Consider the following 13,167-nt stretch of genomic DNA (forward strand, 5'->3'; position numbering starts at 1 on the left):
GTTTTTTTTTATATTAACTTACTAACTTTATATTAATTTGCTATACATTTAAAATTATAGAATACCAACCTTCATAATTTCAACCTTTAAAGACTGTCTATTTTTTTAATGTAAATTATATTTACTATCTTAAATTAATTAAATTAAAGTTTAATCTTTTAACTTAAAATGTATATATATCTAATACTTTTCCTTTTAAAATTTCTTTTTCATTTAGTTCTGGATTATTAATAACAATTTCAAGCATCTTATTTAATAGATACCCTATATCTTTACCTGGTTTAACACCTATAGACATTAAATCGTTTCCATTAATAGCTAAGTCTTTAATATGAAAGCATTCATTTTGACTTATTATATGTTTAAATTCCTTTTCACTCTCAATAAGGTTTAATATTTTCTGTTTTGCATATTTTGGGTTTTTAGCAAGTGTGTCAGCCCAATTAACCTTTATTAAATCTTCAAATAGTTCAACGTCTCCAAGTTTATTTAATAACTTTTTAATAATTTTTCTTTTTGGTTCTATTCTATAATCATGATATTGTATTAATATTAAAACTTTATTAATAGTATAATTATCATACTTAAGTCTCTTCAAAATTTGCTTTGCTATTTTGACAGACTCCCTACTGTGACTATAAAAATGGTCAATTCCATTTTTATCTGTCGTTTTAGTAATTTTTTTACCCAAATCATGAAATAACATTGTAAGCTTTAGATATAATTCATCTTCAATTACTTCAGTAGCTATCAATGTATGTTTTCCAACATTATAAATATGATATGGATTATTTTGAATAACATCTTCTAAGTCACATATTTCAGGAATTATAAATTTTAATAATCCTGTTGAAATTAATAAATTTAACTTAGATGAATCAGATATTAGCATTTTATTGAATTCTACTTGAATTCTTTCCATAGACACACATTTTATTAAATCTGCGTTTCTGTAGATACTTTGTTTAGTATCTTCAGCTATTTTAAAATTAAGCTGTGCAGAAAATCTAATCGCTCTAAGCATTCTAAGTGCATCTTCTTCAAATCTATCTACTGGATTTCCAACGCAACGAATACACTTATTTTGTATATCCTCACAACCATTAAATGGGTCAACTAATCCAGTCTTTGAATTGTATGCAATTGCATTAACAGTAAAATCTCTTCTTGACAAATCCTTAACTATATCATTTGTAAATTCTATTGAATCTGGATGTCTACCATCACTATAACTTCCATCTATTCTATATGTTGTCACTTCAAATGGCTCATGTTCAATCATGACTGTTACAGTACCATGTTGTATACCAGTTGGAATAGTCCTTTCAAATATCTCTACCACTTTTTCAGGTCTTGCACTAGTTGTTATATCCCAGTCATTTGGAATTTTTTCTAATAAACAATCCCTCACACATCCTCCAACTACATATGCCTCATAACCATTCTTTTCTAATTCTTTAATTATATAATCCACTTTTTTAGGAATTTCTATATTAGTCATAAATATCACCTTTTTTATTTTTTCTTTAATATACTCTTACTTATATTCTCTATGTGTTTAATTAAAATATACCACAAAAAAACTAGATTAATTTAGAAATAATTCTAAAATCACTCTAGCTTTTAAGTATATTTATCTAAATTTATAAAAATTTAATAAATTATTCATCCAACTTAAGTACAGACATAAATGCTTTTTGAGGAACTTCAACAGAGCCAATTTGTCTCATACGCTTCTTACCTTCTTTTTGTTTTTCAAGAAGTTTCTTCTTACGAGATATATCTCCACCATAACATTTAGCAAGTACATCTTTTCTTAAAGCACTTATTGTCTCTCTTGCAATAACCTTATTACCAACAGCAGCTTGTATAGGTATAGCAAATTGATGTCTTGGAATTTCTCCTTTTAATTTCTCACACATTGCCTTTCCTCTAGGGAAAGCACGAGTTTCATGTACAATAAAACTAAGTGCATCAACTTGCTCTTTATTAATTAAAACATCAAGTTTTACAAGAGTAGATGCAACATATCCCTTAATCTCATAATCAAGAGAACCATATCCTCTAGTTCTTGATTTTAAGGCATCAAAGAAATCATAAACAACTTCATTAAGAGGAAGGTCGTAATGAAGCATTACTCTTCTCTCATCTATATATTCCATGTTTAACATATTTCCACGTCTTTCCTGGCAAAGTTCCATAACAACACCTACATAATCTTTAGGAACTATTATATCTCCTTTTACTATAGGTTCTTCTATCATTCTTATCTCAGCTACTTCTGGCAAATTTGCAGGATTTTGTATCATTACAACTTCTCCGTCAGTTTTTGTAACTCTGTATATAACAGATGGTGCTGTAGTTATTATATCAAGATTAAATTCTCTCTCAAGTCTTTCTTGCATTATTTCCATATGTAAAAGACCTAAAAATCCACATCTAAACCCAAACCCTAGTGCTGCTGAAGTTTCAGCCTCATATTCAAGGGCAGCATCATTTACTTGTAATTTTTCAAGAGCATCTCTTACATTTTCATATTTTTCACCTTCTCCTGGATATATACCACAATATACCATTGGAGTAGCTTTTTTATATCCTGGTAAAGGTTCTTCTGTAGGATTATTTGAATCTGTTATTGTATCCCCTACACGACAGCTTCTTATGTCTTTTATACTAGCAGCAATATAACCAACATCACCTGCTGATAATTCACTAAGTTCAGTTTGCCCTGGAGCCATAACACCAACTTCAGTTACTTCAAACTTTTTCTTAGTATTCATCATTTTTATTGTCATACCTTTTTTAACAGTTCCTTCAAACACTCTAACATAGGCTACAACACCTTTATAAGCATCGTAATAAGAGTCAAATATTAACGCCTTTAATGGTGCTTCATTATCTCCTTTAGGTGCAGGGACATTTTTTACAATATCTTCTAAAACATCTTCTATATTTAAACCTGTTTTAGCTGAAATAAGAGGTGCTTCACTTGCATCAAGCCCTATTATATCTTCAATTTCATGTTTTACTTCATCTGGTCTTGCACTTGGTAAATCTATTTTATTTATTATTGGTAATATTTCTAAATCTTGGTCTATTGCAAGATACACATTAGCTAAAGTCTGTGCCTCAACACCTTGTGCTGCATCGACTACCAATAATGCTCCCTCACATGCTACTAAACTTCTTGATACCTCGTAATTGAAGTCTACATGTCCTGGTGTATCTATAAGATTTAAATAATATTCATTTCCATCCTTCGCCTTATACATTAATCTTATATTTTGAAGCTTTATAGTGATTCCTCTTTCTCTTTCAAGATCCATGTTATCAAGTAATTGACTCTTCATGTCTCTTTCACTGACAAGCCCCGTTTGTTGTATTAATCTATCAGCTAAGGTAGACTTTCCATGGTCTATATGTGCAATTATACTAAAATTTCTAGTTCTACTTTGTTTATTGTCCACCTTAAATTCCCTCCTCTTGATTATTCTTATAGTTATCATTTTATATTATATAAAAACTTTTTATATATCAAATTTTAAATTTTTGAATATAAACTAATTGGCATTAAACAAAATTATCCACATTATATGTGGATTATCAAGTCTAACACTAAATATTATATAATATCATAAACTTAAAGTAAATCCTATAAAATATAGTTAATGTGTTTTTATTTTATACAATTAAAGATACATAACTAAAATAAGGCTTATTTTAATCAATAAACCTTATTCACTTATTTCCTACTTATTAAATTTTTCAACGATTTTGTGTATATCAAAATCTGATATATCAAACTTTGTAATATCAAATTTAATGCTTGAGAAATAATTATGTTGTTTTATTCCCAACATACTTTTAGCATTACTATCAACTATAAATACACAAATGGATGTACCTATAATCATAATAACTAAAAATATAATTCTCATAATATACTTATATTTTCTTTGTTTACTTTTACCTTCTATATTTCTTTCTAATCGGCTCATTCAACATGCTCCTAATTACACTAAACAATCTAATTTTTTTGTTTAAAATATTCATCTAAAATTTCAGCAAGATACTTTGTAGTAGCCTTAGATTCTTCTATACTTGTTGCATTATTTCCAATTTCTATTAACATGTGATTTTTAACTGCAAATTGATTAAATCTAGCATAGTCTTTTTCTACTATTGGAGACACCAAGCCTGGATATTTCTTTTCAGCAAAAGCAGTTATATCATCTGCTAAAGCTCTAAGTTGTGCTTTATTTTCATTTTTTCCTCCTACAACAAAGAAGAATTTAGATACTCTCTCTCCATTTATCATAGTTGTATATTTCAAATGGTCTTTTTCTTTAGTGGCTGGATTAGTTAAATCCCTAGCATCCCTATGTAAATCTATTGCTATGTCCACTGTATTATATTTAGGGAGTATACTTTTTATTGTTTTTAAACTACTTGCATAAGAGTTATTATAAGATGGATAGTCATGGTATTTAGTAGTATGGACTACACCCCATCCCTTACTGTCTAAAGCACTAGTTAATGCATTTCCTACTTCCATTACTGAATTTTTCTTATCTCTTGAATGATAATTTCCATCAGGTGAGTTTGAATAAGTTTCACACCCATGAGTATGATATATCAAAATTCTTGGATTTTCTTTAGTCACTCTTAAGTCATCTTTATACTCTGCACTAGATGCAGTACTAGTTTCAGTTGTATCTGAGTTTTTTGACTCAATATCTGGAACATTTTCTTTACCAACATAAAGTTTTATATATTCTTTTTCGCTTTCTTTCTTATTGTCGGCTTTACTTACATCCTCAGATTTTTTATTTTCATCTTTACTTTCTTTACTTGCTTCTTTATTTTTATCACTCTTTTTATTTTCTGTATTATTTCCTTCGACTTTAGCTTCTGGATAAGATGAATTTACTAAAAACTTTAAAAAGTCATCTTGATTTAAAGCCAATGATTTTCCTGGTAAAATGCATGCTAATATAAAAGTCAAGGTTACTACTTTAATGCATTTTTTAAACATATTTGCTCCTCCTTATTTTACAATCTACCTGGATGTAAAGACCTATTCAGACCTTCACTTATTATTATAGATAGATTTTCAATTGTATCATCTATATCTTTTGGTGTTACGATTAAGTTCTTATCATATGGATCTAACGAATCTTTTATTAGATGATATTTTTCTTCCTCTTTAAGTTTTTTCAACATATTATAAAAACTTTCTGTTTCTTCTGATTGAGATATTAAATTATCTATTGCCATATCCAAAACATCTATAGTAAGAGTTGCTGCGTCAACCACAGTTGGAACTCCTATTGCAATAACATCCACTCCTAAGGTTTCTTTAGTGAGAGATTTTCTTGTATTACCAACACCTCCACCAGGTGATATTCCTGCTGTTGATATTTGTATAGTAGAGTTTACTCTTTCCATTTTTCTTGATGCTAGTGCATCTATTGCTACTACTCTATCTGGCTTAACTTTCTCAACTAGTGACTTCACTACTTCACTAGTTTCTATCCCAGTAACACCCATAACCCCTGGACTTAGAGCTGATACCTCAGTAAAATCATCATCATAATCCTTGTTGTAATTTTTAAAGAGATGTCTAGTTACTAGTGTTTTAGATACACTTTTGGGACCCAATGCATCAGAAGTAATATTTCTATTTCCAAGACCAATTACTAGTGTCTTTTTATTTTTGTCTTGTCCAAATACATCTACTAATTCATCTTTTAGATAATTTATCATCTCTTCTCTTGACTCATCATCATCAAACTTCATAAGATTACTTTCTAGGGTTATATACTTTCCTATATCTTTGTTCATTATCTCTGAACCTTGTTCATCTATTACTTCAACTTTTGTTACAACACAATTTTCTAATTCTTTAGTTTCTATTTCCACCCCAGGAATACTACTTCCTTCTTGAGATTTTTCACACATTTCACTAGCTTCTAAAGCCAAATCTGTTCTTACATTAATCATATAAACCTCCAGTATAAATTAAATGCTAATTATAATTGTTAACAAAATTTAGTATTTTATAACAAAAAACTATAAATTTATTTAAAACAAGTAAAATTAAGGCTTTCAATGTAAGAAAATTGAGTTTGGTCAGTAAATAGTCAGTAAACGTCCTTAACTATCATCTATTTACAAATATAAAAAGGTAGCAACTATTTATATAGGCGCTACCTTTTAATCTATTTATCAATTTCATATTATCAAATTCCTGTCAAATTTTCATTCATTATACATTTCTTTTTTATCAAAATAACTTTATAATTTCTATATCATTTCATTCTGTTGAAAAAATGGTTCAGCAATCTCCAACCACTCATTTGGCAAATAAATAGCTAGATAACCATGATTATATCCCTTAGCTTCATAAATTTTACAAGAAGGTACATAAGACTGAAACATCTTTGCAGAGTTTTTTACACATTTCATTTCCTTTTCACCATACCAATACATCACTTGTGCTGTAGTTTCTCTTAAACTCTCCTTAAGTGTGTACTTCATCATATAAGTACGATACATAGCATAGAGTGTTTCTTTTCTGACATGTGGCATATCTTTCATATAATAGTTCTTAATTTCATCTGGATATTGCATGTTTTTTGGAAATAATTTTGACATCATAGCAATTTGAAATCTACAAGCTTTTTCACTAAATAAAAGCCCTCTAAAAAATCGAATCGACATCATACAAGCTCGTGCCATATTGGGTCTAGGATAGCAAATACTGCCATCAATAATTGCCTTTTCAGTAATATCTGGTTTTCGAGATAAAATCTCTATAACAATCTGTCCACCAAGAGATACTCCACACAGAGAAAAAAGATGACCACCACATTCTTCATCTATATATTTCATCAATTTATCTGCTGTATCCTCTGTAGAAATATATGTAGTCTTGTATTCTTCTCCATGACCATCCAGTGTAGGAAGTATTACATGATAGTATTCAGACAATACTCGTGCTTGTCGTAAATAATTCCACCATGCATTCCCACCTCCATGAATCAGCATGATATGTGGATTGTTTTTATTCCCAAATTCATGAAAGTTCATATATAATGCCTCCTTATAAAAACAAAATGTTTGTTATTTCTTCTTCTCATCATTTTTTGCAGGTGGAGAAGATATAATTGAGAGTTTTCGGAGTTTTAAATCTGATTTGGGTTCTTGGTCTATGTATGGCTTCAATAAATCAACTATACTTTGAAGAAGATTTTCATATTCTCTATCAGTTATATATAACAATGCTGAAGTGAAAAATACATTGTCTTTCTTATGGTCTTGATTTTTTAAACTAAAATATTCATTCATTTCTTGCATCAAACCCATATGAAATGCTGTAGAGAGTGAAACAGATGCATCTACTTCCATATCCAAAGCATATTCCTTTAATGAATAAATTTTTTCAATTGTACCACGTACACGATTTTCTTTAACTACTTCAATCATATTGTTATCTTCCAAAATTTTAACATGGTGGTAAACTGTTGCACGAGGAATATCACTTAGATACTTCACAATATCAGATGTACGAACACTACCATGAATTCTGATATACTGTAAAATTCGGAGTCTAGCTGGATTTAAAATTAGTTTTGTTGTATCCACTTTATCAATCCTTTCTTTAATCCATAAAATTATTATAGTCTAATTTTTTAGACTATACAAGAGTATGATATAAAACTATTAAACAGTCAACAGTAATAAAAATAGCGATAGTATAGTTCTGCTTATCTGCGACAATAAAAAAATTACCTTTAATTAATAGAAAAACTTTCATATTAACCATATAAATTCATATTTTTATAAAATTTATTACTAAGTCCATAAAAATGAGTAATTTCTTGTATTATCTTATAATTATTGGAAATACTATCAAAATGTATGTTAATAATTTGTATTATTTCAAGATATATGTTACAAAAATAAAATATTAAATTGTATCTATTAAAATATTTAAAGAACAAAATATATCAACATAAAAACAAAATATTTCAAATTATTTATACATAATTTATAGTCTAAAAAATCAAAACAAAAAACATTATTAAAATATATAAATAATAATCCTTGATTTTTAGATTTATTTCTGTTAAAATCTAATATGTTGACGATGAATATGAGAAAAAAATACAGGGAGGTGAACACGGTGGCAAATATAAAATCAGCTAAGAAAAGAATAAGTGTTATCGAAAAGAAAACTGCTTTAAATAGAGTTAGAAAATCTCAAATAAAAACTGCAATAAGAAGATTCGAAGATGCTGTTGCAGCTGGAAACAGAGAGGATGCTGTTGTTAAGTTCCAATACGCTCAAAAAAGAATATACCAAGTAGCTTCTAAAGGAACTATACATAAGAATGCTGCAGCTAGAAAAGTAGCTAAATTAGCTCAAAAGTTAAACGGTATGAACGCTTAATTACCAGTTTATATTTCTTATATATAATAACCCCTATGTAGGGGTTTTTTATTTTGGAAATTTATACAATAAAAAATAAATAGTTAGACATATTATAGTAGATTATATACTCTTAGACTCAATCTAGCCTACTTGTACTTTGAACTATAACATATCTTGCTATTTATTTTTTATTAATGTATAATTTTTTTTACACTGCTTGTCTTTTACAGTATCTACTAACCAACATTTCTACTGCTAAGGTATCCCTTATAAGACCTGTTTTTATTTTATAATCACTTTCTAATATATAGTTTAAAATTTCTATGATTATATCATCAGAAAAGTTCTTAGCCTGCTTTAATGCTTTTCCTATTACAAATTGATGAATTTTTAATTTATCTGCTATAAATTTTGCTGAGTATCCCTCTAATTGTAATTGTCTTACTTGCATAACTATTTTAAACTGTCTAGCTATCATAGAAAATATACCTAAAACAGATTCGCCCTCCTGTATCATATCATTCAATATTTTCATTGCATTAGAAGCACTTTGCTCTCCAATATAATCAATTAACTTAAATATATCATTTTCAACCTTTTTAGGAGATAATTTATCTATTATATCATTAGTTACACTATTTCCCTTTCCAACAAATGAGCTAATTTTATTTATCTCGTTTTCTAAGTCTGATAAAGTCTTTTCACTACTTTTATCTCTATATCCTTCTTGTTCAATAAAATACATTATCTGAGAGTTTTCTATTATAACTTCATTTAGAGCAAAAGATTTTTTTATCCACTTAAATAAGTCCATATCAGAAAGCTTGTCACAGTTAAAAACAATTCCATTATTACTTATCTTTTTAACTAAAGATTTTCTTTTGTCAATATCTCCGTATACAACAAAAACTATGGTAGTAGTGTCTGGAGTATTATCTAAATGCTCTATCAAGTATTTTTCGTCACTATCTGTAAAATTCTTTTTCTTTCCTTTTAGTAACTCAAAGTCTTTTACTATTACTATTTTTCTATCATCCATAAAAGGAAGTGTCTCTATAGAGCTTATAAGCTGATTTAAGACTATTTCCTTTCCATCTATTATATCTAAGTTAAAATCGAGCATTCCTTCGTTTAAATTCTCTTTAAAGACTTTTATTGCATTTTCTATTAAATAATACTCTCTGCCATAAAAAAGATACATTTTCTCAAGTTTTTTATCTTTTATATTCCTTATAATATCCTTGTAATCCATTTTCTTGCTCCTTTATCTCTTTTCCTTCTATGTAAAATATGTAAAAAAATACTCCTATGTAATAAATCACTACAATATAAAGTTTAGGGTTATCTATATCAATATATGTAAAATTTAAATTGCTGAGTTTCTCTAGTAAAAAAAATATGATTTCTATCAATGTACTGTTAAATAAAGCTATTATTTTAGCTATTACTACACTTATTTTAAATATTATTAAACTTGCAATACTCAAATACATTATTATACCTATAAATGGTACTATGATTAAATTTCCTATGATTGAAACCAATGGTATACCTTTAAATGTATAATATATTATAGGCAAGGTTAATATATTTGACGATATTGTCAATGATACCATACTTAATTTTATAATACTATTTATTTTATTGTAAAATATTAGTATAGAGAATGTAGCTAAAAAAGATAATTGAAAACTTACATTATATATAACATAGGGGTTATTTATAATTAAAACTATCCCTATTAGAGACAGTGTTGATATTCCATCCTTTTTTCTATTAATAAAGACTGATAAATAGAAAACCATAACAAATGTTATAGACCTAATTATAGATGGAGACGCACCTACCATTATACAATATAAAGATATAAAAATCGACAATATTAATAATTTATACAATTTATTTATACCTCTTAATAAAAAAGCAATTACAACACATAGTATGCCTGTATGAAGACCAGATATAGATATTACATGGCTAGTTCCTGTTCTGGTGAACATTTCTTTTTGCTCATCTGTCAGATTTTCAACTTCTGCTAACAATATAGAATTTATAAAATCCGAATTTTTCTTATATAAATATCTATACGTTTTATTTATGTAAAACTTTACTTTACCTATTAAGTCATATATTTTATTCTTACCAATAATTTTATAGCTATTTATATATATTATACCTTTATATCCAGTGCTTTTTATATACCTTCCATAATCAAAATCTTCATATTTCATTTTAGCTAAACTTTTAAATTTGCCTGTAATATTAACTTTCTGACCAATTTTCAAATTTTTAGTTCTTGTGTAATCATTTATTAAGAAAGCGCCTACTTTATACTGATTATATCTAGGCTTTTCAAGTCTTCCTTTAACTGTTCCTTGTATAGTTATTATCTTATCATTAAATTTTTCATCCTCTTTCTTCTTATTTGTGATAATAAAAGATACAGCTATCACAAATATTAATATAATTAGTAAAGGTCTTCTTATTTGAATCATAATCACTCCTCTATAAAACATATTATTTAGATTATTTTCAAATAAATATTTTTTAAACAAAAGAAATTATTCTATAAACAAAAGAATACGTCAAAAGATTTATTAAAATCTTTTGACGTATTTTCATTTCTATATATATTCATTTATATAATTATCTTTTTTAGAAAAAATGCAATTAAGTATTTCTATTGTTTTTTTTGAAATACCCTTTATATTATTTAATAAAAGTGCTTCTTCAATGTCTATATAAGAAAATGCCAATTGTGTTAAAGCATTTATATCTAATTTAATATCAAAACACTCTTGAAGCTCATCTGTACATTCTTTATTTAATTTTTCTAACATTACTTTTTTATTTTGTATAGATATTTTGAATAGTCCATTATTCTCTTCTATATATTTATCTTCTATATATAATTTTATAGAGCCATTAATATCCTTATCAATATCTATATCTTCAATAAATTGCTTTACATTTATAACTCTTCCCATCATAAAAGGTTTTATTTTTATCTCACAGTCTTTAGGATTGTCTAATATAAACCTTATCTTATCTATCATAGGAGTAGCTATAGTAACTATCTTACATTGAGTATTGTGATTATATATAAATTTAAGCATTGATTTAAGGGCATCTATGTTTTTATAAAATAGCTCTCTGACAAACATTTTATCTCCTTGAAGAAAATAAATTACATATCCATCTTTTTCACTATCTTCATGGATATATAAATGTCCATCTTCACTTTGGATTTCTTTAAATAAGTTTTCATAATAATGTTCATCTTTTAACACATTACCATTAACCTCATTTAAAAATACTTTATCTATTTTAATTAAATCATCAATTTGTGATAAATTAGCTTTTATCATTTTTCCATTTGCCTTGAAAGTTTTTAAATCATCTGTTTTGATAGTATATTCAATTTGGTCATAACAATGCTCATATCCAAACCTTCTATAAAGTCTATAATCAATTGGCATTAATATAGATACTAGTTGTCCTTTCTTATACAACTCATTTAAAGTAAATTTAATAACTTTACTCATATAGCCAGTTCCTCTCCCCTCAGGAAGTGTGGAAACCCCTACTACATACGATGTATTGTATACCTTACTATTTAAACTTAATTTATACTGGTTTAGCTGAAGAGAGGAAACAATTTTTCCTTCATCTAAAGCTATTACAGTATTTTCATATTTATATTTATCATTAAAATAGTATTTCATAAAACTTTCACTATCATTAAAGCAATAACTCCATATTTCTTTTATACTTTCTATTTCTTCTTCTTTAGCATACCTAATCTCCATATAGTTTATTAAGCCTCCCTAACACTGTACTTTTCAACAAATCTACAAGGGTGGTAAGAAAGTTTAGCTTTTCTCAGACCTTCAATACCTAAGTCTTCTTCTCTATTTACAAACTCAACATCTTTAAATTCACTTACTAAAAATTGTTGGTTTATAAATGGATATAAACCTCTTATATCTGGATTGGCTTTTTCTATATGAATTAATGCCATGTTTTTATTTAAAAGCTCTCCGATACTAAATGCTTCTAATTTTCCATCCACATATACACCAAATACTTTTACTTTATCTTTTAAAATATCATAATTGTTAAATATCTTTTTGATACCAACTAATTCATCATCCATACTTTCATCAAATTCGTTATTTTCTTCTTTGTTACTTTCCCATTCTTTCATTAATACTAAACATTCATTGAAGTTTTCTTTATCTAATAATCTTGCTTCATATCTACCTGCATATTCTTTTAAGAAATAATTTATATGATTTCTCTTCTTTTGATTCTTTTTACCTGCTAGCGTTCTTAAACTTTCTGCATCATAGATATAATCAAATAAATCTCTTTCTTCTATATACTCAAATCTATTTGGGTATTTTTCTTTTAAAAATTCTACCACTTCAGTAGTAATACCTCTTAAGTATATCTTTTTGTTGTTATGTGAAAAATACTCAAGTACAAAATCTACAACTTCTGGAAGTTTGTCTTTTTTAGCAAGTGGTAATATTGAGAAACTATCTCCTTCATATTCACCAACTAAAACAGCAAAATCTTCACCTATATAGTATCCTGTCTTATAAACATGTTGCCACATATATAAAGTACTAAAACAGTACTCACAAGCTTCATAATCTACTAAATCAAAATAAGGGTCTAGCTCCTTTTTTGAATTTAGTTCAATATCTTTGAAAAACATAAAATCC

General features: G+C 27.2%; 12 protein-coding genes. 1 reads left to right on the forward strand and 11 read right to left on the reverse strand.

Going from position 1 to position 13,167, the window contains the following annotated elements:
- Positions 1 to 163: 163 nt before the first annotated feature.
- From IC174_RS10200 to IC174_RS10230, 7 genes are all read right to left on the reverse strand, one after another.
- Positions 164 to 1,501 (reverse strand): CCA tRNA nucleotidyltransferase, encoded by a 1,338-nt coding sequence (locus IC174_RS10200; protein ID WP_227432568.1) that lies wholly within the window; start codon positions 1,499 to 1,501, stop codon positions 164 to 166.
- Between the two features lie 160 nt (positions 1,502 to 1,661).
- Positions 1,662 to 3,467 carry a translation elongation factor 4 gene (gene lepA, locus IC174_RS10205; protein WP_227482848.1) on the reverse strand — a complete coding sequence of 602 codons (1,806 nt, stop codon included), beginning with the start codon at positions 3,465 to 3,467 and terminating at the stop codon, positions 1,662 to 1,664.
- A 282-nt stretch (positions 3,468 to 3,749) separates the two neighbouring features.
- Positions 3,750 to 3,998: a hypothetical protein gene (locus IC174_RS10210; protein WP_227482849.1), complete on the reverse strand. Its 249-nt coding sequence runs from the start codon at positions 3,996 to 3,998 to the stop codon at positions 3,750 to 3,752.
- A 29-nt stretch (positions 3,999 to 4,027) separates the two neighbouring features.
- Positions 4,028 to 5,035: a stage II sporulation protein P gene (gene spoIIP / locus IC174_RS10215; protein WP_227482850.1), complete on the reverse strand. Its 1,008-nt coding sequence runs from the start codon at positions 5,033 to 5,035 to the stop codon at positions 4,028 to 4,030.
- Positions 5,036 to 5,052: 17 nt separating this feature from the next.
- Complete coding sequence (gene gpr, locus IC174_RS10220; RefSeq protein WP_227432564.1) at positions 5,053 to 6,003, reverse strand: GPR endopeptidase; 951 nt, start codon at positions 6,001 to 6,003, stop codon at positions 5,053 to 5,055.
- 303 nt (positions 6,004 to 6,306) lie between these two features.
- Positions 6,307 to 7,092 (reverse strand): alpha/beta fold hydrolase, encoded by a 786-nt coding sequence (locus tag IC174_RS10225; RefSeq protein ID WP_227482851.1) that lies wholly within the window; start codon positions 7,090 to 7,092, stop codon positions 6,307 to 6,309.
- A 33-nt stretch (positions 7,093 to 7,125) separates the two neighbouring features.
- Positions 7,126 to 7,647, reverse strand: coding sequence for a helix-turn-helix domain-containing protein (locus tag IC174_RS10230; protein ID WP_227482852.1), 522 nt, complete (start codon positions 7,645 to 7,647; stop codon positions 7,126 to 7,128).
- Between the two features lie 541 nt (positions 7,648 to 8,188).
- Here IC174_RS10230 and rpsT point away from each other — a divergent pair.
- Entirely contained in the window at positions 8,189 to 8,455 is a 267-nt protein-coding gene (gene rpsT, locus IC174_RS10235; RefSeq protein WP_227432754.1) for a 30S ribosomal protein S20, read from the forward strand.
- A 190-nt stretch (positions 8,456 to 8,645) separates the two neighbouring features.
- Here the strand turns inward: rpsT and holA are convergent, their stop codons facing one another.
- From holA to IC174_RS10255, 4 genes are all read right to left on the reverse strand, one after another.
- Positions 8,646 to 9,689 (reverse strand): DNA polymerase III subunit delta, encoded by a 1,044-nt coding sequence (holA, locus tag IC174_RS10240; protein WP_227482853.1) that lies wholly within the window; start codon positions 9,687 to 9,689, stop codon positions 8,646 to 8,648.
- A complete protein-coding gene (locus IC174_RS10245) occupies positions 9,652 to 10,932 on the reverse strand; it encodes a ComEC/Rec2 family competence protein (protein ID WP_227432560.1) in 1,281 nt (426 codons plus the stop codon). The genes holA and IC174_RS10245 overlap by 38 nt, the downstream gene beginning before the upstream one ends.
- A 129-nt stretch (positions 10,933 to 11,061) precedes the next feature.
- Entirely contained in the window at positions 11,062 to 12,246 is a 1,185-nt protein-coding gene (gene eis / locus IC174_RS10250) for an enhanced intracellular survival protein Eis (protein WP_227482854.1), read from the reverse strand.
- Positions 12,247 to 12,254: 8 nt separating this feature from the next.
- Positions 12,255 to 13,160, reverse strand: a complete 906-nt coding sequence (locus IC174_RS10255) for a DUF2156 domain-containing protein (protein WP_227432558.1) — start codon at positions 13,158 to 13,160, stop codon at positions 12,255 to 12,257.
- Between the last annotated feature and the right edge of the window lie 7 nt (positions 13,161 to 13,167).

It is taken from the genome of Clostridioides sp. ES-S-0001-03, from assembly GCF_020676075.1.
Classification (GTDB): domain Bacteria; phylum Bacillota; class Clostridia; order Peptostreptococcales; family Peptostreptococcaceae; genus Clostridioides.

What these genes read in the sequence shown, in the direction of transcription:
- IC174_RS10200 (WP_227432568.1), bottom strand. Translation starts at nt 1,501, where the DNA reads ATGACTAATATAGAAATTCCTAAAAAAGTGGATTATATAATTAAAGAA.
- IC174_RS10210 (WP_227482849.1), bottom strand. Translation starts at nt 3,998, where the DNA reads ATGAGCCGATTAGAAAGAAATATAGAAGGTAAAAGTAAACAAAGAAAA.
- spoIIP (WP_227482850.1), bottom strand. Translation starts at nt 5,035, where the DNA reads ATGTTTAAAAAATGCATTAAAGTAGTAACCTTGACTTTTATATTAGCA.
- gpr (WP_227432564.1), bottom strand. Translation starts at nt 6,003, where the DNA reads ATGATTAATGTAAGAACAGATTTGGCTTTAGAAGCTAGTGAAATGTGT.
- IC174_RS10225 (WP_227482851.1), bottom strand. Translation starts at nt 7,092, where the DNA reads ATGAACTTTCATGAATTTGGGAATAAAAACAATCCACATATCATGCTG.
- holA (WP_227482853.1), bottom strand. Translation starts at nt 9,689, where the DNA reads ATGGATTACAAGGATATTATAAGGAATATAAAAGATAAAAAACTTGAG.
- IC174_RS10245 (WP_227432560.1), bottom strand. Translation starts at nt 10,932, where the DNA reads ATGATTCAAATAAGAAGACCTTTACTAATTATATTAATATTTGTGATA.
- eis (WP_227482854.1), bottom strand. Translation starts at nt 12,246, where the DNA reads ATGGAGATTAGGTATGCTAAAGAAGAAGAAATAGAAAGTATAAAAGAA.
- IC174_RS10255 (WP_227432558.1), bottom strand. Translation starts at nt 13,160, where the DNA reads ATGTTTTTCAAAGATATTGAACTAAATTCAAAAAAGGAGCTAGACCCT.